This is a genomic window from Bordetella sp. 2513F2 (assembly GCF_054642735.1).
The window spans coordinates 119,542-142,849 of record NZ_CM137755.1; the positions used below are offsets into that span (position 1 = coordinate 119,542).

The window sequence follows — 23,308 nt, forward strand, 5'->3', positions numbered from 1 at the left end:
TTGCGACTGCAGCATGACAGTGCTATGACGCAGGGCGCCGGCCTCGCGCAGGCCGGTCCCTGGCGCAGGGCGGCGATGGCGACGTCATCGCCATTCCCAATGGCCGTGTCGCCCGGGCACAGGTGCGAAACTGCCGGCGCTGCCAGTATCGTCCTTCAGGCAGAAGACGTGCGGGTGATGGACGCTGCCTTTCCGCCGCCAGGCTTCATCATCAATGGCCAAGCCTGCGGACAGGATCTGCTGGGCTGGGCGCCGCAGCGCAGAAAAGAAGGTGGCTCCCCGAGCTGGGCTCGAACCAGCGACCTGCGGATTAACAGTCCGTCGCTCTACCGACTGAGCTATCGGGGAACGGGTAGAGGGCCGTGATTATGCACGAAAATTTCCCCGCGTGCAGGAGGAGTGCGGGAGGTGGCAGGCAGGCACAGCAAACCCCGATGCCGCAACAGGGTTTGCCGTTATTGACTTTGTGTCGAATGTAGTCTGGCTATACTTTTCGTCACACCGCGCCAGGTCTGACAGCCAGACTTGCCGTGCATAACCACGCCGGATCTTTCCGGCAAATCGATATATGGGCGATGCGATGCAGGATTCCTTGCCGAACGTATCGCCGCGCCGGGACCAGCCGCCAGCGGGGCGGATACTGGCTGCGATCAGCCGTCTGCTGCAGGCCCCTGCGCATCCCGCCTTCTTCCAGGACCTCGTCGAGTGCGCGGTCCTCGACATCGGTGCAGACTGTGCCTGGGTCGCCTTGAAGGCACCGGATGGAACGATGGCCGTGAGCGCGCTGCGGGCATGCGAGGCAATCCCGCCGGAGCAGGTTGCGCAGGCCGCCGCGGCGCTGCAGGCCGGCCTGGCTGCCGGCCTGGACGTGCTCTGCCCCGAGGGCGCGGCGCAGCGCTGGGCAGAAATCCCGTGGTTCGACGCATTCGGCGCCGTGGCGTGCGCCAGCACTGCCCTGCGGGGCACGGCTGGCGTGGTCGGCCAGGTCACTTTCGTGTTCCGGCATGGCGTGGGCACCGGCGAAGTCCACGCCGATGCGCTGCGCATACTCGGAGCGCATGCCAGCCACGCCCTGATCCGGACCGAGGAACTCGAGCGCCGCCTGGCGCAGGCGCAGGCCGCCGTGGCGCAGTACGAGTTCCTGTTCCACAAGGCGCCGGTCCTGATCAACGCCTACGGCGCTGACGGCAAGCTGCTGCTCTGGAACGAGGAGTGCGAGCGCACCTTCGGCTGGACCCTCCCCGAACTCAACCGGCACGACGATCCGCTGGCGCTGTTCTACCCCGACCCCGCCGCCAGGCAGGCGGCACGCGACAATGTGCGGGCCTCGCCGGTGCCGGCATTCCACGAGCGCAGCCTGGTCGCGCGCGACGGCACCGCCCTGTCGATCATGTGGGCCAACGTGCTGCTGCCAGACGGCATGGCCGTCAACATCGGGTTCGACGTCACCGCGCGCCGGCAGGCGGAGGCCGCGCTGCAGCGGCTTGCGCGGGTGGACAGCCTGACCGGCTGCTGGAACCGGGGCGAAGTCCTCAACCGCCTCGACGACATGGTGCGGCGCGTGCGCGAGGGCAGCCTCGGGCGGCTCGCGGCCATGATGATCGACCTGGACCTCTTCAAGCAGATCAACGACAACTACGGCCATCATGTCGGCGACGCGGCGCTGCGCCACTTCTGCGAATGCGTGCGCCGCTGCGTGCGCGATACCGACGTGGTGGGCCGCCTCGGCGGCGAGGAATTCGTGGTGCTGCTGCCGGAAGCCGACGAGGCCGGCGCGCGCGTGCTGTGGGACCGCCTGCGCACCACCCTGCGCGACACGCCGCTGCCGGTGGGAGAAGCCACGCTGGTGCTGTCGGCCAGTGCGGGCGTAGCCCGCCTTGCCGACGACGATGAGGATGCCTCGGACCTGCTGCGGCGCGCGGACGGCGCGCTCTACGACGCGAAGCGTGCCGGCCGCGACCGCATGGCCCAGGGTTGAGGCTGGCCGGGCCCTTAGCCGCCGAACCTGCGGCGCAGCCGCTGGGACTCGGCCCGGTTCAGGCGCGCCGCTTCCTCTTCGGCATAGTCTTCCTCGTCGGGCTCATAGGGGCCCTCGTACATGCAGCCGCTGCGGTTCCACGTGCATTCGTTGAAGAGCCGGCCGACGCCGCCTGAGCTCGGGCCGGAAGAGCAGCCGGAAGCAAGGGCGGCAAGAAACAGCGCCGCACCACAGCGGCTCAGCGTTCTGATGGACATTTTTTTCCCAGGGTCTGCACAAGTGCCACAGCCATGGTTATAGCAAGCTCCTGCGGCCAGGAGTGCCGTGCCGGCACGTTGCGTGCGCTGGCTGGGAGGGTGGACTGGTGCCGGTGAAAGGAATCGAACCCTCGACCTTCTCATTACAAGTGAGCTGCTCTACCAACTGAGCTACACCGGCGATCCGCCCGGGCGTTTTCGCCGGGGACTGCATTGTAAAGAAAGTCCGTACGGACGTCTTGCGGCCGGCCAAGCGGTTCCGGGCACGGTGCAGGCGCGGCCCATGCCCGGCCGGATCCCGGCGGGCCACGGGCCGCACAGGCGCGTGGCCTATTTGACGATGGTCAGGCGTGGCCGCTTGGGCTCTCCGCCGTCATCGGGCGGGGTGTCCGTGTCGGAGGGCGCTGGCGCTTCCGGGGCGGCGTCGGCTTCGCGGGCCGGCGGTTCATAGGGTTGCACCTCGAATCCCATGCCGGCGCCGGTCTCGCGCGCATAGATGGCGCTGACCGCACCCACGGGCACCACCACGTTCTCGGTGACGCCGTTGAAGCGCGCCTGGAACTCGATGAACTCGTTGCCCAGCGTGAGCTTGTTGGTGGCAAGAGTGCCCACGTTGAGCGTGATCTGGCCGTCGCGCACGTGCGCCGGCGGCACGAGGGTGTGCTCGTCCACCTGCACCGTGATGTAGGGCGTGTAGCCGTTGTCGGTGCACCACTCGTGCAGGGCACGGATCAGGTAGGGTTTGGTCGAGGTCTCACCCATGGTCAGCGGCGCATGACTTTTTCGGACGGCGTGAGCGCCTCGATGTAGGCGGGGCGCGAGAAGATGCGCTCGGCGTACTTCTGGATCGGCGCGGCGTTCTTGGGCAGTTCGATGCCGTAGTGGTCGAGGCGCCACAGCAGCGGCGCGACGGCGACGTCGAGCATGGAGAACTCGTCGCCCAGCATGTACTTGTTCTTGAGCAGCAGCGGGGCCAGCTGGGCCAGGCGGTCGCGGATGCTCTGGCGCGCGGCCACCATCTGCTTGTCGTCGGGCTTGGCCGAGCGGTCTTCGAGGGTGGAGACGTGGACGAACAGCTCTTTCTCGAAGTTGTACAGGAACAGGCGGGTGCGCGCGCGCATGACCGGGTCTGCCGGCATCAGCTGCGGATGCGGGAAGCGCTCGTCGATGTACTCGTTGATGATGTTCGACTCGTACAGCACCAGGTCGCGCTCAACCAGGATGGGCACCTGGCCATAGGGGTTCATGACCGAGATGTCCTCGGGCTTGTTGTACAGGTCGATGTCCCGGATCTCGAAATCCATGCCCTTTTCGAAAAGCACGAAGCGGCAGCGTTGCGAAAAGGGGCACGTGGTTCCGGAGTAGAGCACCATCATGGCGATATGTCCTTATGAAAAGCGAAAGGCCAGCGCCGCTAGTCTAGCGCGGCGCTGGCCCGGAATTCCAGGCTGGCGGCGGGGCGGAACCCGCCGCGTGGACCGGCGGGAGGCAAACTGGCCCCGGCCGGATGTTAACCCAGGAGCCTCAGGCTCCTAGCGTACGTGCTTCCAGTAGGCGGCGTTGAGGCGCCAGGCCACGAAGAGGAACAGCCCCAGGAACAGCAGCACCCACACCCCCAGCTGCTGGCGGAACTGCTGCACCGGCTCGGCCATCCAGGACATGAAGGCGGTCAGGTCGGCCATGTCGCGGTCGTAGGCGGCAGCCTGGGCCGGCGCCAGGGCCTTGAAGCGGTGCTCGACGCTGCCGTGCCCATGGTAGTTGGCCACGGGTTCGGTCTGGACGGTGGCGTAGCCCTGGGCGTCGTAGGTGGTGGTGACGCGTTCCCAGCTTTTGGCGCCGTCTTTCTCGACCTCGTGCAGGGCCACCGTGGTGAGTTCGCGCGGCCCCTGCTGTTCCCAGAGCACGTGCGGCATGCCCACGTTGGGGAAAACCAGGTTGTTCCAGCCGGTGGCCTTGCTCGTGTCGCGGTAGAACGTACGGAGATAAGTATAAATGTAGTCGGCGCCGGACGGTCCGGCGTTGATCGACTTGGCCCGGGCGATCACCGACAGGTCGGGCGGCGTGGTGCCGAACCAGCGCTTGGCATCGGCGGGTTTCATGGCGATGTGCATCATGTCGCCGACCTTCTCGCCGGTGAACAGCAGGTGGTCGCGGATCTGGTCGTCGGTGAGGCCGATCTCCGCCAGCTTGTTGTAGCGCATCGCGTTGGCGCTGTGGCAGTTCAGGCAGTGGTTGACGAACAGCTTGGCGCCGTTCTGCAGCGCGGCCAGGTCGTTGATGCGATGCGGGGCCTCGTCCAGCGGATAACCGCTCTCGGCGGCCTGCACGGCGGTACACGAGAGCAGCAATGCTACGGCACCGATCAGTTTCTTCATCATGGTCGTTCCGGTCAGTGGTAGGCTCAGTGGGCGTGATAGGTGACGCGATCGGGCACCGGCTTGAAGCTGCCGAGGCGGCTCCAGACGGGCATCAGGAAGAAGAAGCCCAGGTAGATCAGCGTGCCTATCTGCGAGGTGAGATTGAACGCATCGCTGGGCGGTTGCGTGCCCAGATAGCCCAGCACCAGGAAGTTGACGATGAAAATGCCGTAGAGCACCTTGTGCCACGTGGGGCGGTAGCGGATGGACTTGACCGGGGAGTGGTCGAGCCAGGGAAGGAAGAACAGGATCACCACGGCGCCGCCCATGGCCACCACGCCCCAGAACTTGGCGTCGATGCTGCGCAGCAGGATGGCCACGACGATCAGGATGGCCGGCACCACGATGCGCAGCAGGCCCCTGAGGCCGCCCTTGAGGAACAGGGCGATGGCGCCCAGCACGCAGGCGCCCGCCAGCACCCAGGTGAACTCGTCGGTGGTGGCGCGCAGCATGGAATAGAACGGCGTGAAGTACCACACCGGGGCGATGTGCGGAGGCGTCTTGAGCGCATCGGCCGGGATGAAGTTGTTGTACTCCAGGAAATAGCCGCCCATTTCGGGGGCGAAGAACACGATGGCGGCGAACACGATGAGGAAGCCCGCCACGCCCATGATGTCGTGCACCGTGTAGTACGGATGGAACGGAATGCCGTCCGCGGGGCGGCCGTAGCGGTCTTTGGGCCCATCCTTGATCTCGACGCCGTCGGGGTTGTTCGAGCCCACCTCGTGCAGCGCCACCAGGTGTGCGGCCACCAGCCCGATGAGGACCAGCGGGATGGCGATGACGTGGAACGAGAAGAAGCGGTTGAGCGTGGCGTCGGATACGACGTAGTCGCCGCGGATCCACACCGAGAGCTCGGGCCCGATGAAGGGGATGGCCGAGAACAGGTTGACGATGACCTGCGCGCCCCAATAGGACATCTGGCCCCACGGCAGCAGGTAGCCGAAGAACGCCTCGGCCATCAGGCAGAGGAAGATGGCCACGCCGAAGATCCAGACCAGTTCGCGCGGCTTGCGGTACGAGCCGTAGAACAGCCCGCGCAGCATGTGCAGGTAGACCACCACGAAGAACATCGAGGCGCCGGTGGAGTGCATGTAGCGCACCAGCCAGCCCCAGGGCACCTCGCGCATGATGTACTCGACCGACTCGAATGCCCGCTGGGCATCGGGCTTGTAGTGCATCACCAGGAAGATGCCGGTGAGGATCTGGATCACCAGCACCAGCAGCGCCAGGGATCCGAAGAAATACCAGAAGTTGAAGTTCTTCGGGGCGTAGTACTCCGACAGGTGCGCTTTCCAGGTGGAGGTCACCGGAAAGCGCCGGTCCAGCCAGCCCAGCAGTCCTGTTGTCTCGACAGTTTTCTCGCCAGCCATGTACGGCTCCTTTTTTATACGTGGCGTTGTGCTTGAGGTCGGTAGAGGCGGCGCCTGACGCTACGCCTTGTTGTCCTCGTCCACACCGACGATGATGCGGTTGTCGTTCAGGTATTGGTAGGGGGGGACTTCGAGGTTGTCGGGCGCGGGCTTGTTGCGGTAGACGCGGCCGGCCATGTCGAACGTGGAGCCGTGGCAGGGGCACAGGAAGCCGCCCTGCCAGTTGGCCGGCATGCCCGCTGCGCTGCCTGTTTCGAGATGCGGCGTGGGCGAGCAGCCCAGATGGGTACAGATGCCGACGCACACGAAGATATCGGGCTTGCGGGACCGGTATTCGTTCTTCGCGTATTCGGGCGTGAAGCCAGGGCGTTCGGACTGGGGATCGGCCACCAGGGGATCCTGGGCCTTGATGCCGGCGAGCTGTTCCTCGGTGCGGCGGAGGATCCAGACGGGCTTGCCGCGCCACTCGACGGTGCGCATCTGGCCGGGCGCCAGGTCGGCGATGTCGACCTCGACGGGGGCTCCGGCGGCACGGGCCCGCTCGGACGGGGCGAACGTGCTGACGAAGGGAACTGCAGTGGCGATCCCGGCGACGCCTCCGGCCGCACAGGCCGTCGTTACCCAGAAGCGCCGCGAGGGGTCGGGCGGCAAATGGGGATCTACTGCGCCATCGTCGTCATGCACCAACGTGTCCTGACTCATCTCTTCCCTTCCTTTGTGATGCGCCTGTTGATTGTTAAGAAGTGTTATCAGGCTTGCCGCATCGGTTTCGTGGAGATTTGTACAACACAGCAACCGCGTATTATAACGCTTGCCTAATCCAGGGCGAGACTTCTCGAGGAGCACGCATGAGCAAAGGGAAAGGATTCCTGCAGGAATTCCGCGAATTCGCGGTCAAGGGCAACGTCATTGACCTCGCGGTCGGCGTGATCATCGGCGCGGCGTTCGGCAAGATCGTCACCTCGATCGTCAACGACCTCGTCATGCCCATCGTCAATTTCCTGGTAGGCGGTTCGGTCGACTTCACCAACAAGTTCCTGGTGCTGTCGATGCCCGAAGGCTACACCGGCCCCATGACGTATGCCGACCTCACCAAGGCGGGCGCCAACGTGCTGGCCTGGGGCAGCTTCATCACCGTGCTCATCAATTTCGTGCTGCTGGCCTTCATCATCTTCTGGATGGTCAAGGCGGTGAATTCCGCGCGCCGCAAGCAGGAAGCCGAACCCGCTCCTGCCGAGCCCGCGCCCCCGCCCGAGGACGTGGCGCTGCTGCGCGAGATCCGCGACCTGCTGCGCAAGTAGGGAGAAGCCGGCTACACCGGGTTGTCGACGTCGACGAACTCCACGCGTATGCCGAAATGCGCCGCCACCGCCTCGCCCAGCGCGCGCACCCCATAGCGCTCGGTGGCATGGTGGCCGGCGCCGATGAAGCCGGTGTTGGTTTCCCGGGCCAGGTGCACCGTGGGCTCCGAGGCCTCGCCCGTGATGTAGGCCTGCGCGCCGGCGTCGATGGCATCGGCCAGCATGCCCTGGGCTGCGCCGGTGCACCAGGCCACCCGGCTTAGCGGCAGGTCCGGGTCGCCCACCACCAGCGGCGTGCGGCCCAGCCGCTGCGCGATCCGGTCAGCCAGCTGGCCCAGGGTGTGCAGGCCGGGGGCAGTGCCGAGCCACACCAGGCCGTCGGGCCCGCAGGTACAGGGCTGGCCGTCGCGCCACGCGGGCTCCAGGCCCAGCACGCGCGCCAGCTGTGCGTTGTTGCCGAGCCGGGGATGGGCATCCAGCGGCAGGTGGTAGGCGTACAGGTTCAGTTCGTGCGCCAGGGCCAGAGCGAGGCGCGTGCGCCGCGGGCCGCGTACGCGGGGGTCTTCGTTGCGCCAGAACCAGCCGTGGTGCACCAGCACCGTGTCCGCGCCGCGCTCGATGGCCGCGCGCAGCAGCGCCTCGGATGCGGTGACCCCGGTGATAATGTGGCCTGTGCGTGCCCGGCCCTCCACCTGCAATCCATTGGGGCAGTAGTCCTTGAACCGCGCCGCCTGCAGCGTGCCGTCCAGCCAGTCGGTGAGCTCGCGGGTGTCGATCGTCGTCATAGCTTGCCTTGTAGAAATCATGCGCCGCCTTTGGCTGATATTCGCCCAGGCCGTTACGGTCAGCCTGGCAATTTTATTCGTCGTGACCACGCTGCGCCCCGACTGGCTGCAGCGCGGCGCCAGCCCGCCCGCTGCCATCGCGCCGGCGCCGCCGCAGGCGCCCGCTGCGCCAGGGGGCGCTTCTTCCTATGCGGACGCCGTGGCACGCGCCGTGCCCTGGGTGGTCAATGTCTATACCACCAAGCACATCGACGTGCCCTTGATTCCGCTGCCCGATGACCCCATGCTGCGGCAGCTGTTCGGCCAGATGCCGGGCATGAGCCGGCGCCAGGCCGCTTCCAGCCTGGGTTCGGGCGTGATCGTGAGCACCGATGGCTACGTGCTCACCAACTACCACGTGGTCGAGGCCGCCGACGCCATCGAGGTGGCGCTTTCCGACGGGCGCCGCAGCGTGGCCAAGGTGGTGGGGGCAGACCCCGAGACCGATCTTGCGGTGCTCAGGCTGCGTGACGACCTGGGGCCGTTGCGCGCGGCCGAACTGGCCGATGGCGCGCCGCGCGTGGGCGACGTGGTGCTGGCCATCGGCAATCCCTTCGGCGTGGGCCAGACCACCACCCAGGGCATTGTGTCGGCGCTGGGGCGCAACGGCCTGGGCATCAACACCTATGAGAACTTCATCCAGACGGATGCCGCCATCAACCCGGGCAATTCCGGCGGCGCGCTGGTCGACGCCCAGGGACGGCTGGTGGGCATCAATACCGCAATCTACTCCGAGACGGGCGGCTCGCTGGGCATCGGCTTCGCCATTCCCATCGACTCGGCCCGGCGCGTGATGGACGAGATCATCCGCACCGGCACCGTGAAGCGCGGCTGGCTGGGCATCGAGCCGCAGGACGTCACGCCCGAACTGGCACGCGCCTTCGGCCTGCCGCGCGATATCCGCGGCGTGGTGATCGCCGGCGTGATGCGCGGCGGCCCGGCGGGGCGGGCCGGACTGCGGGTCGGCGATATCGTGCAGCGCGTGGACGATACGCCGATCAGCGACACCACTGCCATGCTGGCGCTGATCGCGGCGCTGCCGCCGGGCGAGGTGGTGACGCTGCACGTGCTGCGTGGCGGCAAGCCTGCCCAGGTGCGTGTGACGGTGGGGACGCGTCCGGCGCGGCCGCGCTAGGGCCTCTGCCCGGGGCGCGGCTGGCGCGGCACGGCCGCGCCGTCGGCGATGAGCCTCAGCACCGCCACGATCTTGCGCCGCGCATCGGCAGGCAGGCGCGCCAGCGCGGCCTGCAGCTCGGCATCATAGCCGTCGGCGGAGAGCGGAGGCGACCCGGACTCGGGCAATGCGTGCGCGGTGGCGGCTGGGCCCGGTTCGCCGTCGAGCAGCCAGGCCGTGGTGGTGCCGAGCGCCCGGGCCAGGCGCTGGATGGTATGCCAGGTGGGGGAATAGGCATCGCCGCGGGCGAGGATGCGGTGGATGCTGGACTGCGGCACGCCGGATATGCGGGCCAGCTGGTTCTGGCTTTTGATGCCGCGCCATCGCATCTGGGCGCGCAGGCGGTTCGCGAGCGTCATGCCCGCAATGTACCGGCGCCGACATGGCCCTACAAGGGTGAAAGCGTCCCGTTTGAACGGGCCTTATGGGGCCTTATGGGCCCTTATGGCTCTTATGGCTCTTACGGCTGTCGTTCGGTGAGCGCGCCTTCTTCTTCGCTGCGGCCGCCCTTGGGCGTGATGAGGCGCGCGCACAGCAGGCCGACTTCGTACAGCAGGCACAGCGGCACGGCCAGCATGAACTGGCTCACGACGTCGGGCGGCGTGACCACGGCCGCAACGACGAAGGCCCCGACCACCACGTAGCCGCGTGCGGCCCGCAGCTTGTCCAGCTCCACGATGCCGGTGCGCACCAGCAGCACCACGGCCACCGGCACCTCGAAGGTGATGCCGAAGGCCAGGAACATCGTCAGCACGAAGCTCAGGTACGCCTCGATGTCGGGGGCGGGCGTGATCGACTGCGGCGCGAACGTGGCGATGAAATGGAAGACCGTGCGGAACACGAAGAAATAACAGAACGCCATGCCCAGCAGGAACAGCAGGGTGCTGGAGAGAATCAGCGGCAGCGCCAGGCGCTTCTCGTGCTTGTACAGGCCCGGCGCCACGAAGGCCCAGGCCTGGTAGAGCACCACGGGCAGCGCGATCACGAAGGCGGCCATCATGGTGACCTTGACCGGCACCATGAACGGCGTGATGACGCCGGTGGCGATCATGCGCGTGCCCTGCGGCAGCGAGGCCAGCATGGGCTGGGCGAGCACGTCGTAGATGGCCGAGGCGCCGGGATACAGGAACAGCACGATGAACACCGCCAGCATCGCGCCGGCGGCGCGCAGCAGGCGGGTGCGCAGCTCGACCAGGTGCGAGATGAAGCTGTCCTGCTGGTCCTCGGTGTCGTTGAGGGGTTCCTGGCTCACGTTGTTTTACCGGTGGTCGGGGCGGGGGGAGGAGCCTGCGTGGCCGCGGGCGAGGCCGGGGCCTCGGGCGGGTTCGCGGGCGCGGCGGCATCGGAGGCGGCGCCGTCAGGAGCGGCGACGGCGCCGGGAGCCTGGCCGGGCGAGCCGGTCACGGCTGCGCGGGCTTCCCCGGCAGTGGCGTCGAGGTCGGCGCGCAGCGACTGGCCGGCGCTGCGCACGGTCTGTTCGGTGTCGCGCAGCGAGGTCTGCACTTCGCTGGCAGCCGCGTCCATTTCCTCCTTGAACTTGCGCAGCTCGTCGAGTTCGATCTCGCGCCGGATGTCGGACTTGACGTCGTTGACATAGCGCTGGGCCCGGCCCAGGAGGTGGCCGACCGTGCGCGCCACCTTGGGCAGCCGTTCGGGACCGATCACCACCAGCGCAACGACGCCGATGATCATCAGTTCGGTGAAGCTCACGTCAAACATGCGACCAGCCGATGGAAAGGGAAGCGGGAACGGCCGGACCTGCGTCCGGCCGGGAAGAGGGCCGCGCGGGCTCAGGAATTGGTCTTTTCCTTGGCCTGCACGTCGATGGTGTCGTCGGAGGAGCGGTTGGTGGTGACCTGGTCGGCGGGCTTGTCGCCATTGGCTTCCTTCATGCCGTCCTTGAAGCCCTTGACGGCGCCGCCGAGGTCGGTGCCGATATTGCGCAGTTTCTTGGTACCGAAAATCAGGGCAACGATGACCAGGACGATCAACCAATGCCAGATGCTGAAGCTACCCATGGAAATTCTCCGTGAAATTTAGGCGGCGGGGGCCACGCGGCCATGCCAGGGACGCGGACCGCCAATAATGTGGAAATGCAGGTGCGGGACTTCCTGGCCGCCATCGGCGCCGGAATTGGCCACGAGCCGGAACCCGCCCTCGGGGCCGGGCCGGCAGCCGTTTTCCTCGGCCAGACGGGCCGCCAACGTCACCATTCTACCCAACCAGCCCGCGTCGTCGGGCGTGACGTCCTGCAGCGATGCCAGGTGCCGGCGGGGGATGAGCAGCAGGTGCACGGGCGCGGCGGGATTGATGTCGTGGAAAGCGATGAATTCGTCGTCCTCGTACACCTTGCGCGCGGGAATGTCGCCGCGGACGATCTTGCAGAAGATACAGTTGTCGCTCATGACGGTTCAGACGGCAGGGCGCCGCGCTTTTTCCTCCAATCCGGAAAGACCCTCGCGGCGCGCCAGCTCGTCCAGCACGTCCTGGGGCCGCAGATTGTAGTGGGTCAGCATGACCAGACAATGAAACCACAGGTCGGCGGTTTCGGCCACGATGCGGTCGGGCTTGCCGTCCTTGGCGGCCATCACCAGCTCGGTGGCCTCTTCGCCGATCTTCTTGAGAAAGGCGTCGGGGCCCTTGGCCAGAAGCTTGGCGACGTAGGAGGTCTGGGGGTCGCCTCCCTGGTCGGGGCGCCGCGTGGCCAGGGTGTCGGCCAGGCGTGCCAGCAGGTCGGCGGAGGCGGCGTGGCTCATTTGTAGATGTGCTCCGGGTCTTTCAGCACCGGGTCCACGGTTTGCCAGGCGGCGCTGTCGGCAGTGCCCTCGAGGCGGCGGTAGAAGCAGCTGGCGCGGCCGGTGTGGCAGGCGATGCCACCCACCTGGTCGACCTTGAGCAGCACCACGTCGCCGTCGCAGTCGAGGCGCAGCTCTTGCACGTGCTGCACGTGGCCGGATTCCTCGCCCTTGCGCCACAGGCGCTTGCGCGAACGCGACCAGTACACGGCGCGGCCGGTGGCGGCCGTCTCGGCGAGCGACTCGCGGTTCATCCAGGCCACCATCAGGATGCGGCCGTCGGCGGCATCCTGGGCGATGGCCGGGATCAGGCCGTGGTCGTCGAAGACGACTTCGTCGAGCCAGGCGGGAGAGAGATTCGTCATGTCAGTCCAGTCGTACGGCGATGCCGCGCTCGGCCATGTATTGCTTGCACTCGCGCACGGTGTGCTGGCCGAAGTGGAAGATGCTGGCAGCCAGCACGGCGCTGGCGCGGCCGGTGGTGACGCCTTCTGCCAGGTGCTGCAGGCTGCCGACCCCGCCGGAGGCGATCACCGGCACCGGCACGGCATCGGACACCGCGCGGGTGAGTTCCAGGTCGAAGCCCGACTTGGTGCCGTCGCGGTCCATGCTGGTGAGCAGGATCTCGCCGGCGCCGTAGGCGGCCATGCGGCGTGCCCAGGCCACGGCGTCGAGCCCGGTGGCTTTGCGGCCGCCATGGGTGTAGACCTCCCAGCGCGCCGGGGCGCCGGGCTCGGACACGCGGCGCGCGTCGATGGCCACCACGATGCATTGCGAGCCGTGGTAGTCGGCCGCGCTGCGCACCAGCTCGGGATTGGCCACCGCGGCGCTGTTGATGCTGATCTTGTCGGCGCCCGCATTGAGCAGGCGCTGCACGTCGGATACCTGGCGCACGCCCCCGCCCACCGTGAGCGGGATGAAGACCTGCGAGGCCACCTGCTCGATGATGGGCAGGATCAGGTCGCGCCCGTCGCTGGTGGCGGTGATGTCGAGGAAGGTGAGCTCGTCGGCGCCCTGCTCGTTGTAGCGGCGCGCGATCTCGACCGGATCGCCGGCATCGGCCAGGTTGACGAAATTCACGCCCTTGACCACCCGCCCGGCCGTGACGTCCAGGCAGGGAATGATGCGGCGGGTGAGGCCGTTCAGGGCAGCTGCGCCCGCGCCCAGGGCGGTTTCGCCGGCAGGCCGGGCGGGTAGCCGCGGTGCGGGAATGCTATTCATGGCTGCCGGGTTCGACGCCGCTCAGTTCGTCGGCCCGGGCCTGCGCAGCCTGGAAGTCGAGCGTGCCTTCATAGATGCTGCGGCCCAGGATGGCGCCCTCGACGCCCTCTTCTTCCACGGCGCACAGGGCTTCGATGTCCTGGATGCCCGCGATGCCGCCGGAGGCGAACACGGGGATGCGCACGTGCTGCGCCAGGCGCACGGTGGCCTCGACGTTGACGCCGGAGAGCATGCCGTCGCGGCCGATGTCGGTATAGATGATGGCCTCGCAGCCGTAGTCCTCGAACTTCTTGGCCAGGTCGAGCACGTCGTGGCGGGTGAGCTTGCTCCAGCCGTCGGTGGCGATCTTGCCGTCGCGCGCATCCAGGCCCACGATGATGTTGCCGGGGAAGGCGCCGCAGGCGTCCTGCAGGAAACCGGGGTTCTTCACGGCAGCCGTGCCGATGATGACGTAGGAGATGCCGGCGTCGAGGTAGCGCTCGATGGTGTCGAGATCCCGGATGCCGCCGCCGATCTGCACCGGGATCTCGTCGCCGACTTCGTCGAGGATGGCCTTGATGGGCGCTTCGTTGCGGGGCTTGCCGGCCACGGCGCCATTGAGGTCGACCAGATGCAGGCGGCGTGCGCCGAGGTCGAGCCAGTGGCTGGCCATGGCGGCGGGGTCTTCGGAGAACACCGTTGCATCGTCCAGGTCACCCTGGCGCAGGCGCACGCAGCGCCCGTCTTTGAGGTCGATGGCGGGGATCAGCAGCATGGTGGATCGCGAGCTTTGATTGATGAGGGTTGGAAAAGGCCGGGCCGGGGCTCGTCCGGGAGCCGGTTACGGTTGCCAGTCTACAAAATTGCGATAAAGGCGCAAACCGTGGCCGGCGCTTTTCTCGGGGTGGAACTGCACCGCAAAAATGTTAGCGGCGGCCACTGCGCAGGTAAAGGCGACGCCGTAGTCGCTTTCGCCCGCGATGACCGCAGGGTCGGACGGCACGGCATAGTAGCTGTGCACGAAATAGAAATGCGTGGCATCGGGGATGCCTTCCCAGAGGGGATGGGACCGCGTCTGGCGTACCGGGTTCCAGCCCATGTGCGGCACCTTCAGCCGCTCGTCGCCCGGCGCCGGGGCGGCCTCGCCGTCGATGGCGGGCGGCGCATATTGCGGCCCGGCGAAGCGTCGCACCACTCCGGGGAATACGTCCAGGCAGGGGGTATCGCCCTCTTCGCTGGTGCTGAAGAGCATCTGTTCGCCCACGCACACGCCGAGCAGCGGCTTGCTGCGGGCGGCGCGCAGCACGGCATCGCGCAGCCCCGAGGCGTTCAGGGTGCGCATGCAATCGGGCATGGCGCCCTGGCCCGGGAAGACCACGCGGTCGGCCGCGTCGATCTCGTGGGGCTGGTTGCAGATCCGGACGTCGGCATCCGGGGCGGCGTACTGGAGGGCGCGGGCCACGGAATGGAAGTTGCCCATTCCGTAGTCGACAATGGCGATGGTGCTCACGATGGCGGGTGTGTCAGGAGTATGGCGATGGCAGCGGGCAGGCGCGGCCGCCGGTTACAGCACGCCCTTGGTCGACGGAACGGTCCCGCCCATGCGGGGGTCGATCTCCAGGGCCATGCGCAGGGCGCGGCCGAACGCCTTGAAGATCGTCTCGCACTGGTGGTGGGCATTGGCGCCGCGCAGGTTGTCGATGTGCAGGGTGATCAGGGCGTGGTTGACCAGGCCCTGGAAGAACTCGCGGGCCAGGTCCACGTCGAAGCTGCCGATGCGCGCGCGCGTGTAGTCGACGTGGTACTGCAGCCCGGGGCGCCCGGAGAAGTCGACCACGACGCGCGACAGCGCTTCGTCGAGCGGCACGTAGGCGTGGCCGTAGCGGCGCAGCCCGGCCTTGTCGCCGGCAGCCTGGGCGATGGCCATGCCCAGCGTGATGCCGACGTCCTCGACGGTGTGGTGGTCGTCGATGTGCAGGTCGCCTTCGGCCTGGATGTCGAGGTCGATGAGGCCGTGGCGCGCGATCTGGTCGAGCATGTGGTCGAGGAACGGCACGCCGGTGGCCACCGTCTGCTTGCCGGTGCCGTCGAGGTTGATCGCGACGCGGATGCGCGTTTCGTTGGTGTTGCGGGTGATTTCTGCGGTACGCATGTCAGGGGCTCAGGATTTCTTGCAGCGCGGCCAGCAGGGCCGCGTTCTCGGCGGGAGTGCCTACCGAAATGCGCAGGCAGTCGACCAGCAGGGGATGGGCGTCGGAAAAGTTTCTTACCAGTATTTTGCGCGTTTTCAGCGCGCGATGCACGGCGTTGCCCCCCGGGAGGCCGGAAAAGCGCGCGAGTACGAAATTTGCGGCGCTGTCGTAGACCTGCACGCCCGGCAGGGCGGCCAGGTCCCGGGACAGCGGCCCGCGGTCGGCGCGCAGCTGCGCGGCCTGGACATCGAGTTCGGCCTTGTGATGCAGCACCGCGCGCAGCACGGCCTGGGTCAGCACGCCCACGTTGTACGGAGGACGGGCTTTGTCGAGCTGCGCGATCCAGGCCGGGGGACCGGCCAGATAGCCGAAGCGCAGCCCCGCCAGGCCGATCTTGGACAGCGTGCGCAGCACCACCACGTTGGGCAGCGAGGCGGCCCGTGGCATCCAGCTGTGGCCGGCGAAGGGCTGGTAGGCTTCGTCGATCACCACCAGGCCGGGCGCGGCATCCACGATGGCCTGCACCGCCTCGTCGGGCCACAGCCCGCCGGTGGGATTGTTGGGCAGGGCCAGGAACACCACCTTGGGACGGTGCGCCGAGATGGCCTCCAGCATGGCCGGCAGATCGAGCTGCAGCCCCGCGGTGAGCGGCACGCCCACGAAACGGGCGTGGTCCAGGGCAGCCGCCATCTCGAAGTACACGAAGGACGGCCAGGGCGAGAGCACCACGTCGCCCGGCTCGCAACAGGCCTGGATCACCAGGTGGATGAGCTCGTCGGAGCCGTTGCCGCACAGCAGGCCGGCCCCGGCCGGCACGTCGAAGGCCGCGGCCACCTCGGCCTTGAGCTCGTCCAGGCCCGCGCCGGGATAGCGGTTCAGGGGCGTGTCGTGCGCAGCGCGGGCGATGGCCTGGCGCACCGCCTCGGGCAGCGGATACGGGCATTCCATCGCGTCGAGCTTGATGGCGTCCCCGTCGGCGTGGGCCACCGGATAGGCGGCCTGGGCCAGGATGCCGGCGCGCACCGTGCGCGCCGCGCGGTCGGCGGCCGCGTCGCTCATGGCTGGTCGTCGAGCCGGTATTGCGCGCTGGCGGCGTGCGCCTGCAGCCCCTCGCCCAGCGCCAGTTCGGCGGCGATGCGGCCCAGCGTCTGGGCGCCCTGGTGCGACACCTGGATGAGGCTGGAGCGCTTCTGGAAGTCGTACACGCCCAGCGGCGAGGAGAAGCGCGCCGTGCGGGACGTGGGCAGCACGTGGTTGGGGCCGGCGCAGTAGTCGCCCAGCGATTCGGAGCTGTAGCGGCCCATGAAGATGGCGCCGGCATGGCGGATGCGCGCCGTCCACGTCTCGGGGTTCTCGGTGGAGATCTCCAGGTGCTCGGGCGCGATCTGGTTGGCGATGGCGCAGGCCTCGTCGAGGTCGCGCACGAGGATCAGGGCGCCGCGGTTGCCCAGGCTGGTGCGCAGGATGTCGGCGCGCGGCATGGTGGGCAGCAGGCGCGCAATGGCGGCCTCGACCTCGTCGAGATAGGCCGCGTCGGGGCACAGCAGGATGGCCTGGGCCAGTTCGTCGTGCTCGGCCTGCGAGAACAGGTCCATGGCGATCCAGTCGGCGGGCGTCGTGCCGTCGCAGATCACCAGGATTTCGCTGGGGCCGGCGATCATGTCGATGCCGACCACGCCGAACACGCGCCGCTTGGCGGCGGCCACATAGGCATTGCCCGGGCCCACGATCTTGTCCACCGACGGCACGGTGGCGGTGCCGTAGGCCAGCGCGCCCACGGCCTGGGCGCCGCCCACGGCGAAGGCGCGGTCCACGCCGGCGATGGCCGCCGCGGCCAGCACGATGGGGTTGCGCACGCCATCGGGCGTGGGCGTGACCATGATGAGCTCCGGCACGCCGGCGACCTTGGCCGGGATGGCGTTCATCAGCACGGACGAAGGATAGGCGGCCTTGCCGCCGGGCACGTACAGGCCAACGCGGTCCAGCGGCGTGACCTGCTGGCCCAGCACCGTGCCGTCGGCCTCGGTGTAGGTCCAGGTTTCGCTGCGCTGGTGCTCGTGGTAGGCGCGGACCCGGTCGGCGGCCGTCTCGAGCGCGTTGCGCTGGGCGGCGGGCAGGGCCGCGAGGGCGGCATGCCATTCCGAGCGGGGAATTTCCAGGGCCTGCACCGAATCGGCGGCGACGCGGTCGAAGCGGCGGGTGTATTCCAGCAGGGCGGTGTCGCCGCGGCTGCGCACGTCGGCCAGGATGCCGGCGGCGGCGCGGTCGATGGACTCGTCCTCGCCGGCCTCGAAGGCCAGCAGCGAGGACAGGGCGGAGGGGAATCCCGGATCGCGGGAATCGAGGCGATTGATCAGGGCCATGGCGTACGGTGTCTCAGGGCCGGGCGCGCAGGCCCGGCGGGTTCATGCATTGCGCGCGGAAGCGCGTTCGAAGGCGTCGAGCAGCGGCTGCAGGCGGTGGCCCCGGGTTTTCAGGGAGGCCTGGTTGACGATCAGCCGCGAGGAGATCTGCATGATCTCCTCCACCGCCACCAGGTCGTTGGCGCGCAGCGTGCCGCCGGTGGAGACCAGGTCGACGATGCAGTCGGCCAGGCCCACCAGCGGCGCCAGCTCCATCGAGCCGTACAGCTTGATGATGTCGGCGTAGACGCCCTTGGTGGCGAAATGCTCGCGGGCCGACTGCACGTACTTGGTGGCCACGCGCAGGCGCGCGCCCTGGTGCACCGCGGCCTCGTAGTCGAAGCCCTTGCGCACCGCCACGCAGAGCCGGCAGCGGGCGATGTTCAGGTCGATCGGCTGGTACAGCCGGCCCGGCTGCTGGGCCGCATGCTCGATCAGCACGTCCTTGCCGGCGATGCCCAGGTCGGCCGCGCCGTACTGCACGTAGGTGGGCACGTCGGAGGCGCGCACGATGATCAGCCGCAGGCCCGGGTCGCTGGTGGGCAGGATCAGCTTGCGCGAGCTTTCCGGATTCTCGGCCACCTCGATGCCGGCCTCCGCCAGCAGCGGCATGGTTTCCTCGAAGATGCGGCCCTTGGACAGCGCCAGGGTCAGCGGGGAGCCCGGTACCACGTTCATGCCTGCTCCTTGCCGGGGAGGCGCTCGATGTCGGCGCCCAGCGCGCGCAGCTTGAGCTCCATGCGATCGTAGCCGCGGTCGAGGTGATAGATGCGGTCGACTACGGTATCGCCTTCGGCCGCCAGGCCGGCGATCACCAGGCTGGCCGAGGCGCGCAGGTCGGTGGCCATGACGCTGGCCCCGGACAGGCCCTGCACGCCGCGCACCACGGCGGTATGGCCGTCGATGTCGATGTCGGCGCCCAGGCGGCGCAGTTCCTGCACGTGCATGTAGCGGTTCTCGAAGATATTCTCGACGATGACCGCCGTGCCGTCGGCGATGGTGTTCAGCGCCATCAGCTGCGCCTGCATGTCGGTGGCGAAGCCGGGGTACTCGTGGGTGCGCAGGCCTACCGCGCGCGGCCGGCCCTCCATGGCGCCGCGGATCCAGTCGGGACCGGTCTCGATGGTGAGGCCGGCCTCGACCAGCTTATCCAGCGTGGCGCCCATGGTATCGGGGGCCGCATGGCGCAGGGTGATGTCGCCGCCCGCTGCGCCCACTGCGCACAGGAAAGTGCCCGCCTCGATGCGGTCGGGAATGACGCGGTGGCTGGCTCCGTGCAGCGATCCGACGCCGTCGATCACGATGCGGTCGGTGCCGTGGCCCTGGATGCGGGCCCCCATCTTGATCAGCAGCTCGGCCAGGTCCACTACCTCGGGCTCGCGCGCGGCGTTCTCGAGCACGGTCTGACCCTCGGCCAGCACGGCGGCCATCAGCAGGTTCTCGGTGCCGGTGACGGTGACCATGTCGGTGCGGATCGAGGTGCCCTTCAGGCGCCTGGCCCGGGCCACGACGAAGCCGTGTTCGATGCTGATGTCGGCGCCCAGCGCGGCCAGCCCCTTGATGTGCTGGTCGACGGGCCGCTGGCCGATGGAGCAGCCGCCGGGCAGGCTGACGCGCGCTTCGCCGAAGCGGGCCACCAGCGGGCCCAGCACCAGGATGGAGGCGCGCATGGTCTTGACCAGCTCGTACGGCGCTTCCAGGTCGTCGACCTGGTCGGCCTGCAGCGTGACCGTGCCGTCGGCGCCCTGCTCGCTCTTGACGCCCATGCGGCCCAGCAGGCGCAGCATGGTGCGCGTGTCGTTGAGCTGGGGGACATTGTGCAGGCTCAGCGGTTCGGCCGAAAGCAGGCTGGCGCAGAGAATCGGCAGGGCGGCATTCTTCGCTCCCGAAATGGCGACCTCGCCGCGCAGCGGGGTGCCGCCGGTGATGCGTAGCTTGTCCATCAGGCACCTGCCTTGGCGTATTCGCCCGGCGTGAGCGTGCGCATCGAGAGCGCGTGGATCTCGGCCTTCATGCGGTCGCCCAGGGCCGCATAGACCAGCTGGTGGCGCGCCACCGGACGCTTGCCTTCGAAGGCGGAGCTGACGATGACGGCGTCGAAGTGCGAGCCATCGCCCTGCACTTCCAGGTGTTCACAGGGCAGGCCCTGGGCGATGTAGTCGCGCACCTGCTCGGGGGTGGGAAGCATGGTCTATCAGTTCCTGAGTTTGTAGCCGCTGGCCAGCAGGCGCAGGGCATACAGCGACAGCATCGCGAATACGCCCGCCACCACGGCCAGGCTGCGCCAGGGCGAGACGTCGGAGACGGCGAAGAAGCCGTAGCGGAAGCCGTCGATCGTGTAGAAGATGGGGTTCCAGTGCGACACCGCCTGCCAGAACGGCGGCAGCGTGTGGATCGAGTAGAACACACCGGACAGGAAGGTGGCCGGCATGATCAGGAAGTTCTGGAAGGCCGCGAGCTGGTCGAATTTCTCGGACCACAGGCCGGCGATCACGCCGAGCACGCCCATGATGCCGCAGGCCATCACCGCGAAGGCCAGCGTCCAGAGGGGATTGGCCGGCAGCAGGGGCGAGAAGCACATGGCGACCAGCCAGACGCACACGCCCACGGCGAGGCCCCGCACGACGGCGGCCAGCACGTAGGCCAGGAAGATCTCGCGGTGCGACAGCGGCGGCAGCAGCATGAATACCAGGTTGCCCGTGATGCGGCTCTGGATCAGCGACGAGGAAGGATTGGCGAAGGCGTTCTGCAGCATGCTCATCATCATGAGCCCGGGGATCAGGAACGCGGTGTAAGGCACGCTGCCGTACACCACGACCCGGTCTTCGAGCACGTGGGCGAACACCAGCAGGTACAGCAGCGCGGTGATCACCGGGGCGGCGATGGTCTGGAAGCTGACTTTCCAGAAGCGCATCAGCTCCTTGCGCAGCAGCGTGGGGAAGCCGGAACCGGCATCCAGACGGGGACGGACCAGCGGTTCGGCAGGCGCGGGCGCGTTCACGAGGCCACCTCCTCGAGCGGGGCGTCGTCGTGCATGATGCGCACGAAGGCGTCTTCGAGGTCGGCGCCGCCTACGCGGGCCAGCAGGGCCTGCGTGGTGTCCAGCGCCACGATGCGTCCCCGTTTGAGCATGGCGATGCGGCCGCACAGCGCCTCGGCTTCCTCGAGATAGTGGGTAGTGAGCATGATGGTGTGGCCGGCGCGGTTCAGGCGCGAGATGAACTCCCACAGCGTGCGGCGCAGGTCGACGTCGACCCCGGCGGTGGGCTCGTCGAGCACGATGACCGGGGGCCGGTGCACCAGGGCCTGGGCCACCAGCACGCGGCGCTTCATGCCGCCGGACAGGGCGCGCATGTTGGTGTCGGCCTTGTCGGACAGGCCCAGATTGAAGAGGATCTCGTCGATCCAGTCGTCGTTGCGGCGCAGGCCGAAGTAGCCCGACTGGATGCGCAGCGTCTCGCGCACCGTGAAAAAGGGGTCGTAGACCAGTTCCTGGGGGACCACGCCCAGCGAGCGGCGGGCCGCCTTGTAGTCGGCCACCACGTCGTAGCCGCAGACGCTGGCCTGCCCGGCAGTGGCGCGGGCCAGGCCGGCCAGGATGGAGATCAGGGTGGTCTTGCCGGCGCCGTTGGGGCCCAGCAGGCCGAAGAATTCGCCGTGCTCGATGCGCAGGCTGACGTCGTCAAGCGCCTGGAATCCGACCCCTTCGGCCTGGCCGAGGAATCGCTTCCAGCCGCGTTGGCGCGGCGGGTAGATCTTTGAGACGTGTTCGAGACTGACGGCGGACATGACGGCGGGAGCGGCCCGTAAAGAGCGTAGTCCGTCATTATAAGGGCCGCGCGGGGGTGCCCCCGCGCAGCCCTGGCGGCCTGGCGCCGGCCGGTGGATCAGCGATTGCGCTGGTTGAGCGCGTCGATCAGCCCTTCGATGCCGTTCTGGTTGATCTGCTGGGCGAACTGGTTGCGGTAGTTTTCGATGAGCCAGATGTTCTCGACGTTGAGGTCGTAGATACGCCAGCCCTGGGGCGTCTTTTCGAGCCGGTAGTCCACCTGCACCGGCTGGGCATTGGCCTGGCTGATGAGCGAACGCACGACCACGTCGTTGGCGTTGGGATCGCCGCGGAACGGCGCCAGCGTGATCGTGGTTCCCGCATCGACGCGGGTCAGCGCGCCGCTGTAGGTGCGGATCAGGGTGCCGCGGAAGGCGTCGGCCAGGCGGGTGCGCTGGTCTTCGTTGGCCTGGCGCCAGTAGCGGCCGGCCGCCAGGCGGGTGGTCTTCTGGAAGTCGACGTAAGGCAGGATGTATTGGTCTACGACCTGGTTGATGCGGTTCAGGTCGCCCGAGCGGATGCTGCTGTCTGCCTTGATCACGGACAGCGCCTGCTGTGCCGCGGCCAGCACGAACTGGTCGGGCGGGCCGTTGGGGTCCGGCTTGGTCTGGGCCTGCGCCGCAGCTGCCGCGGCCAGCAGGCCGCAGGTGAAGAGCAGGCGGGCGAAAAACGAGCGAATGACGGACTGCATGAACTCTCCTCTCTGTGGGACCTGGCGCGCGCTCATTGCGCGACAGGGGCCGCCGGAGCGGCCGCGGGCGCGGCCGGCGCTGCCGCCTCGCCCGGGTCTGTGCCGTAATCGGGGACGTCGTCGTCACCGTAATCCGGCAGGTTCTGGTCGGCGGGCGCGGCGCCGCGCACCATGGCGGCGCGACGCTGCAGGTAGGCGTCCCGCACGAAGCTGTAGGGATCCAGCGCCACGCGGTCGACCGTGTCGGTGGCGTCCAGCAGGCTGGCCCGGGTGTCCACCACCTGGAGGCCCCACAGCGAGTTGCGCAGGCGCACGTTGTCGATCTGGCCCACCGACACGAAGTTGCCGGTCCAGTCGCCCACGCGGCCCACGCCGTCGCGCACGCTGCTGGAGCCCAGCAGGGGCAGCACCAGGTACGGCCCCTGCCCGAAGCCCCAGACGCCCAGGGTGACGCCGAAGTCGTTGGGGATCTTGCGCGCGCCGTTGGCCGAGGCGACGTCGAAGCAGCCGCCCACGCCCATGGTGGTGTTGAACAGGAAGCGGCCCAGCGTATTGATGAAATCGTGGCCACGCCCCTGCAGCATGCTGTTGGTGGCGGCCCAGAGGTCGCCCAGGTTGCTGAACATGTTGTGCACGCAGCTCTGCACCGGTTGGGGCGTGACGAAGTCGTAGGCCTGCGCCACCGGCTTGAACAGCGCGCGGTCGACCGTGTCGTTGAACTTGTATACCCCGCGGTTGAAGCCTTCCCACGGATCGCGCGGGTCAGGGTTCTGGGGGGCGGCGCAGCCGGCCAGCATCGCGGTGGCGAGCGCGGCGGCAGCGAAACGGGGAGCGGTTTTTCTTGTCATGGAGGGGGCTTCAGGGATGGGCCCTGG

Annotated in this window: 30 protein-coding genes and 2 tRNA genes; 3 read left to right on the forward strand and 29 right to left on the reverse strand. The window is 68.2% G+C overall.

Annotated elements, in window-relative coordinates:
* Window positions 1–272 precede the first annotated feature (272 nt).
* A tRNA-Asn gene (locus ACYBYQ_RS00555) sits at window positions 273–348 on the reverse strand.
* Window positions 349–580: 232 nt separating this feature from the next.
* On the opposite strand from ACYBYQ_RS00555, the gene ACYBYQ_RS00560 reads away from it, so the two are divergent.
* Window positions 581–1,978, forward strand: coding sequence for a GGDEF domain-containing protein (locus tag ACYBYQ_RS00560; protein WP_459616427.1), 1,398 nt, complete (start codon window positions 581–583; stop codon window positions 1,976–1,978).
* 14 nt (window positions 1,979–1,992) lie between these two features.
* Here the strand turns inward: ACYBYQ_RS00560 and ACYBYQ_RS00565 are convergent, their stop codons facing one another.
* The 7 genes from ACYBYQ_RS00565 to petA form a co-directional block, all read right to left on the reverse strand.
* A complete protein-coding gene (locus ACYBYQ_RS00565) occupies window positions 1,993–2,235 on the reverse strand; it encodes a hypothetical protein (protein WP_459616428.1) in 243 nt (80 codons plus the stop codon).
* Window positions 2,236–2,340: 105 nt separating this feature from the next.
* Window positions 2,341–2,416: transfer RNA gene (locus tag ACYBYQ_RS00570), tRNA-Thr, on the reverse strand.
* A gap of 149 nt (window positions 2,417–2,565) precedes the next feature.
* Window positions 2,566–2,997, reverse strand: coding sequence for a ClpXP protease specificity-enhancing factor (locus tag ACYBYQ_RS00575; RefSeq protein ID WP_459616429.1), 432 nt, complete (start codon window positions 2,995–2,997; stop codon window positions 2,566–2,568).
* Between the two features lie 2 nt (window positions 2,998–2,999).
* Window positions 3,000–3,611, reverse strand: a complete 612-nt coding sequence (locus tag ACYBYQ_RS00580; protein ID WP_459616430.1) for a glutathione S-transferase N-terminal domain-containing protein — start codon at window positions 3,609–3,611, stop codon at window positions 3,000–3,002.
* Between the two features lie 156 nt (window positions 3,612–3,767).
* Entirely contained in the window at window positions 3,768–4,613 is an 846-nt protein-coding gene (locus ACYBYQ_RS00585) for a cytochrome c1 (protein WP_459616431.1), read from the reverse strand.
* Window positions 4,614–4,636: 23 nt separating this feature from the next.
* On the reverse strand, window positions 4,637–6,025 hold the full coding sequence (locus ACYBYQ_RS00590) for a cytochrome b (protein WP_459616432.1): 1,389 nt from the start codon (window positions 6,023–6,025) through the stop codon (window positions 4,637–4,639).
* Between the two features lie 60 nt (window positions 6,026–6,085).
* Window positions 6,086–6,727, reverse strand: a complete 642-nt coding sequence (gene petA / locus ACYBYQ_RS00595; protein WP_459616434.1) for a ubiquinol-cytochrome c reductase iron-sulfur subunit — start codon at window positions 6,725–6,727, stop codon at window positions 6,086–6,088.
* A gap of 146 nt (window positions 6,728–6,873) precedes the next feature.
* On the opposite strand from petA, the gene mscL reads away from it, so the two are divergent.
* The gene (mscL, locus tag ACYBYQ_RS00600) at window positions 6,874–7,326 is read left to right on the forward strand and encodes a large conductance mechanosensitive channel protein MscL (protein WP_459616435.1); all 453 of its coding nucleotides are present in this window, start codon (window positions 6,874–6,876) and stop codon (window positions 7,324–7,326) included.
* 11 nt (window positions 7,327–7,337) lie between these two features.
* Here mscL and ACYBYQ_RS00605 read toward each other — a convergent pair whose 3' ends face one another.
* Window positions 7,338–8,111 carry a Nif3-like dinuclear metal center hexameric protein gene (locus ACYBYQ_RS00605; RefSeq protein ID WP_459616436.1) on the reverse strand — a complete coding sequence of 258 codons (774 nt, stop codon included), beginning with the start codon at window positions 8,109–8,111 and terminating at the stop codon, window positions 7,338–7,340.
* Between the two features lie 19 nt (window positions 8,112–8,130).
* On the opposite strand from ACYBYQ_RS00605, the gene ACYBYQ_RS00610 reads away from it, so the two are divergent.
* Window positions 8,131–9,285, forward strand: a complete 1,155-nt coding sequence (locus ACYBYQ_RS00610) for a trypsin-like peptidase domain-containing protein (RefSeq protein WP_459616437.1) — start codon at window positions 8,131–8,133, stop codon at window positions 9,283–9,285.
* Here ACYBYQ_RS00610 and ACYBYQ_RS00615 read toward each other — a convergent pair.
* The 20 genes from ACYBYQ_RS00615 to ACYBYQ_RS00710 all read right to left on the reverse strand — a co-directional run bounded on the left by ACYBYQ_RS00615 (window position 9,282) and on the right by ACYBYQ_RS00710 (window position 23,281).
* Window positions 9,282–9,683, reverse strand: a complete 402-nt coding sequence (locus ACYBYQ_RS00615; RefSeq protein WP_459616438.1) for a helix-turn-helix domain-containing protein — start codon at window positions 9,681–9,683, stop codon at window positions 9,282–9,284. The two genes, ACYBYQ_RS00610 and ACYBYQ_RS00615, sit on opposite strands and share 4 nt — an antisense overlap.
* 101 nt (window positions 9,684–9,784) lie before the next feature.
* Window positions 9,785–10,576, reverse strand: a complete 792-nt coding sequence (tatC, locus tag ACYBYQ_RS00620) for a twin-arginine translocase subunit TatC (protein WP_459616439.1) — start codon at window positions 10,574–10,576, stop codon at window positions 9,785–9,787.
* Complete coding sequence (gene tatB / locus ACYBYQ_RS00625; protein WP_459616440.1) at window positions 10,573–11,043, reverse strand: Sec-independent protein translocase protein TatB; 471 nt, start codon at window positions 11,041–11,043, stop codon at window positions 10,573–10,575. Before tatB ends, tatC begins: the two co-directional genes overlap by 4 nt.
* 71 nt (window positions 11,044–11,114) lie before the next feature.
* Window positions 11,115–11,342 carry a Sec-independent protein translocase subunit TatA gene (gene tatA / locus ACYBYQ_RS00630; protein WP_459616441.1) on the reverse strand — a complete coding sequence of 76 codons (228 nt, stop codon included), beginning with the start codon at window positions 11,340–11,342 and terminating at the stop codon, window positions 11,115–11,117.
* An 18-nt stretch (window positions 11,343–11,360) separates the two neighbouring features.
* Window positions 11,361–11,729 (reverse strand): histidine triad nucleotide-binding protein, encoded by a 369-nt coding sequence (locus ACYBYQ_RS00635; protein ID WP_459616442.1) that lies wholly within the window; start codon window positions 11,727–11,729, stop codon window positions 11,361–11,363.
* 6 nt (window positions 11,730–11,735) lie between these two features.
* Window positions 11,736–12,080, reverse strand: a complete 345-nt coding sequence (locus tag ACYBYQ_RS00640; protein WP_459616443.1) for a phosphoribosyl-ATP diphosphatase — start codon at window positions 12,078–12,080, stop codon at window positions 11,736–11,738.
* The gene (gene hisI / locus ACYBYQ_RS00645; protein WP_459616444.1) at window positions 12,077–12,484 is read right to left on the reverse strand and encodes a phosphoribosyl-AMP cyclohydrolase; all 408 of its coding nucleotides are present in this window, start codon (window positions 12,482–12,484) and stop codon (window positions 12,077–12,079) included. The genes ACYBYQ_RS00640 and hisI overlap by 4 nt, the downstream gene beginning before the upstream one ends.
* Before the next feature lies 1 nt (window position 12,485).
* Window positions 12,486–13,340, reverse strand: a complete 855-nt coding sequence (gene hisF, locus ACYBYQ_RS00650) for an imidazole glycerol phosphate synthase subunit HisF (protein WP_459616445.1) — start codon at window positions 13,338–13,340, stop codon at window positions 12,486–12,488.
* Entirely contained in the window at window positions 13,333–14,094 is a 762-nt protein-coding gene (gene hisA / locus ACYBYQ_RS00655) for a 1-(5-phosphoribosyl)-5-[(5-phosphoribosylamino)methylideneamino]imidazole-4-carboxamide isomerase (RefSeq protein WP_459616446.1), read from the reverse strand. The genes hisF and hisA overlap by 8 nt, the downstream gene beginning before the upstream one ends.
* A gap of 66 nt (window positions 14,095–14,160) precedes the next feature.
* A complete protein-coding gene (gene hisH / locus ACYBYQ_RS00660) occupies window positions 14,161–14,829 on the reverse strand; it encodes an imidazole glycerol phosphate synthase subunit HisH (RefSeq protein WP_459616447.1) in 669 nt (222 codons plus the stop codon).
* 54 nt (window positions 14,830–14,883) lie between these two features.
* Entirely contained in the window at window positions 14,884–15,471 is a 588-nt protein-coding gene (gene hisB / locus ACYBYQ_RS00665; RefSeq protein ID WP_459616448.1) for an imidazoleglycerol-phosphate dehydratase HisB, read from the reverse strand.
* 1 nt (window position 15,472) lies between these two features.
* Complete coding sequence (gene hisC, locus ACYBYQ_RS00670; RefSeq protein WP_459616449.1) at window positions 15,473–16,570, reverse strand: histidinol-phosphate transaminase; 1,098 nt, start codon at window positions 16,568–16,570, stop codon at window positions 15,473–15,475.
* Window positions 16,567–17,874 carry a histidinol dehydrogenase gene (gene hisD, locus ACYBYQ_RS00675; protein ID WP_459616451.1) on the reverse strand — a complete coding sequence of 436 codons (1,308 nt, stop codon included), beginning with the start codon at window positions 17,872–17,874 and terminating at the stop codon, window positions 16,567–16,569. Before hisD ends, hisC begins: the two co-directional genes overlap by 4 nt.
* A gap of 42 nt (window positions 17,875–17,916) precedes the next feature.
* Complete coding sequence (gene hisG / locus ACYBYQ_RS00680; RefSeq protein WP_459616452.1) at window positions 17,917–18,591, reverse strand: ATP phosphoribosyltransferase; 675 nt, start codon at window positions 18,589–18,591, stop codon at window positions 17,917–17,919.
* Window positions 18,588–19,856 (reverse strand): UDP-N-acetylglucosamine 1-carboxyvinyltransferase, encoded by a 1,269-nt coding sequence (gene murA, locus ACYBYQ_RS00685; RefSeq protein ID WP_459616453.1) that lies wholly within the window; start codon window positions 19,854–19,856, stop codon window positions 18,588–18,590. Before murA ends, hisG begins: the two co-directional genes overlap by 4 nt.
* The gene (locus tag ACYBYQ_RS00690) at window positions 19,856–20,101 is read right to left on the reverse strand and encodes a BolA family protein (RefSeq protein WP_459616455.1); all 246 of its coding nucleotides are present in this window, start codon (window positions 20,099–20,101) and stop codon (window positions 19,856–19,858) included. Before ACYBYQ_RS00690 ends, murA begins: the two co-directional genes overlap by 1 nt.
* A gap of 6 nt (window positions 20,102–20,107) precedes the next feature.
* Complete coding sequence (locus ACYBYQ_RS00695) at window positions 20,108–20,914, reverse strand: ABC transporter permease (protein ID WP_459616456.1); 807 nt, start codon at window positions 20,912–20,914, stop codon at window positions 20,108–20,110.
* Entirely contained in the window at window positions 20,911–21,702 is a 792-nt protein-coding gene (locus ACYBYQ_RS00700) for an ABC transporter ATP-binding protein (protein WP_459616457.1), read from the reverse strand. Before ACYBYQ_RS00700 ends, ACYBYQ_RS00695 begins: the two co-directional genes overlap by 4 nt.
* 98 nt (window positions 21,703–21,800) lie before the next feature.
* Window positions 21,801–22,433 (reverse strand): MlaC/ttg2D family ABC transporter substrate-binding protein, encoded by a 633-nt coding sequence (locus tag ACYBYQ_RS00705; protein ID WP_459616458.1) that lies wholly within the window; start codon window positions 22,431–22,433, stop codon window positions 21,801–21,803.
* Between the two features lie 32 nt (window positions 22,434–22,465).
* On the reverse strand, window positions 22,466–23,281 hold the full coding sequence (locus ACYBYQ_RS00710; RefSeq protein ID WP_459616459.1) for an MlaA family lipoprotein: 816 nt from the start codon (window positions 23,279–23,281) through the stop codon (window positions 22,466–22,468).
* Window positions 23,282–23,308: the final 27 nt, after the last annotated feature.

What these genes read in the sequence shown, in the direction of transcription:
- ACYBYQ_RS00560 (WP_459616427.1), top strand. Translation starts at nt 581, where the DNA reads ATGCAGGATTCCTTGCCGAACGTATCGCCGCGCCGGGACCAGCCGCCA.
- ACYBYQ_RS00565 (WP_459616428.1), bottom strand. Translation starts at nt 2,235, where the DNA reads ATGTCCATCAGAACGCTGAGCCGCTGTGGTGCGGCGCTGTTTCTTGCC.
- ACYBYQ_RS00575 (WP_459616429.1), bottom strand. Translation starts at nt 2,997, where the DNA reads ATGGGTGAGACCTCGACCAAACCCTACCTGATCCGTGCCCTGCACGAG.
- ACYBYQ_RS00580 (WP_459616430.1), bottom strand. Translation starts at nt 3,611, where the DNA reads ATGATGGTGCTCTACTCCGGAACCACGTGCCCCTTTTCGCAACGCTGC.
- ACYBYQ_RS00585 (WP_459616431.1), bottom strand. Translation starts at nt 4,613, where the DNA reads ATGATGAAGAAACTGATCGGTGCCGTAGCATTGCTGCTCTCGTGTACC.
- ACYBYQ_RS00590 (WP_459616432.1), bottom strand. Translation starts at nt 6,025, where the DNA reads ATGGCTGGCGAGAAAACTGTCGAGACAACAGGACTGCTGGGCTGGCTG.
- petA (WP_459616434.1), bottom strand. Translation starts at nt 6,727, where the DNA reads ATGAGTCAGGACACGTTGGTGCATGACGACGATGGCGCAGTAGATCCC.
- mscL (WP_459616435.1), top strand. Translation starts at nt 6,874, where the DNA reads ATGAGCAAAGGGAAAGGATTCCTGCAGGAATTCCGCGAATTCGCGGTC.
- ACYBYQ_RS00605 (WP_459616436.1), bottom strand. Translation starts at nt 8,111, where the DNA reads ATGACGACGATCGACACCCGCGAGCTCACCGACTGGCTGGACGGCACG.
- ACYBYQ_RS00610 (WP_459616437.1), top strand. Translation starts at nt 8,131, where the DNA reads ATGCGCCGCCTTTGGCTGATATTCGCCCAGGCCGTTACGGTCAGCCTG.
- ACYBYQ_RS00615 (WP_459616438.1), bottom strand. Translation starts at nt 9,683, where the DNA reads ATGACGCTCGCGAACCGCCTGCGCGCCCAGATGCGATGGCGCGGCATC.
- tatB (WP_459616440.1), bottom strand. Translation starts at nt 11,043, where the DNA reads ATGTTTGACGTGAGCTTCACCGAACTGATGATCATCGGCGTCGTTGCG.
- tatA (WP_459616441.1), bottom strand. Translation starts at nt 11,342, where the DNA reads ATGGGTAGCTTCAGCATCTGGCATTGGTTGATCGTCCTGGTCATCGTT.
- ACYBYQ_RS00635 (WP_459616442.1), bottom strand. Translation starts at nt 11,729, where the DNA reads ATGAGCGACAACTGTATCTTCTGCAAGATCGTCCGCGGCGACATTCCC.
- ACYBYQ_RS00640 (WP_459616443.1), bottom strand. Translation starts at nt 12,080, where the DNA reads ATGAGCCACGCCGCCTCCGCCGACCTGCTGGCACGCCTGGCCGACACC.
- hisI (WP_459616444.1), bottom strand. Translation starts at nt 12,484, where the DNA reads ATGACGAATCTCTCTCCCGCCTGGCTCGACGAAGTCGTCTTCGACGAC.
- hisF (WP_459616445.1), bottom strand. Translation starts at nt 13,340, where the DNA reads ATGAATAGCATTCCCGCACCGCGGCTACCCGCCCGGCCTGCCGGCGAA.
- hisA (WP_459616446.1), bottom strand. Translation starts at nt 14,094, where the DNA reads ATGCTGCTGATCCCCGCCATCGACCTCAAAGACGGGCGCTGCGTGCGC.
- hisB (WP_459616448.1), bottom strand. Translation starts at nt 15,471, where the DNA reads ATGCGTACCGCAGAAATCACCCGCAACACCAACGAAACGCGCATCCGC.
- hisC (WP_459616449.1), bottom strand. Translation starts at nt 16,570, where the DNA reads ATGAGCGACGCGGCCGCCGACCGCGCGGCGCGCACGGTGCGCGCCGGC.
- hisD (WP_459616451.1), bottom strand. Translation starts at nt 17,874, where the DNA reads ATGGCCCTGATCAATCGCCTCGATTCCCGCGATCCGGGATTCCCCTCC.
- hisG (WP_459616452.1), bottom strand. Translation starts at nt 18,591, where the DNA reads ATGAACGTGGTACCGGGCTCCCCGCTGACCCTGGCGCTGTCCAAGGGC.
- murA (WP_459616453.1), bottom strand. Translation starts at nt 19,856, where the DNA reads ATGGACAAGCTACGCATCACCGGCGGCACCCCGCTGCGCGGCGAGGTC.
- ACYBYQ_RS00690 (WP_459616455.1), bottom strand. Translation starts at nt 20,101, where the DNA reads ATGCTTCCCACCCCCGAGCAGGTGCGCGACTACATCGCCCAGGGCCTG.
- ACYBYQ_RS00700 (WP_459616457.1), bottom strand. Translation starts at nt 21,702, where the DNA reads ATGTCCGCCGTCAGTCTCGAACACGTCTCAAAGATCTACCCGCCGCGC.
- ACYBYQ_RS00705 (WP_459616458.1), bottom strand. Translation starts at nt 22,433, where the DNA reads ATGCAGTCCGTCATTCGCTCGTTTTTCGCCCGCCTGCTCTTCACCTGC.
- ACYBYQ_RS00710 (WP_459616459.1), bottom strand. Translation starts at nt 23,281, where the DNA reads ATGACAAGAAAAACCGCTCCCCGTTTCGCTGCCGCCGCGCTCGCCACC.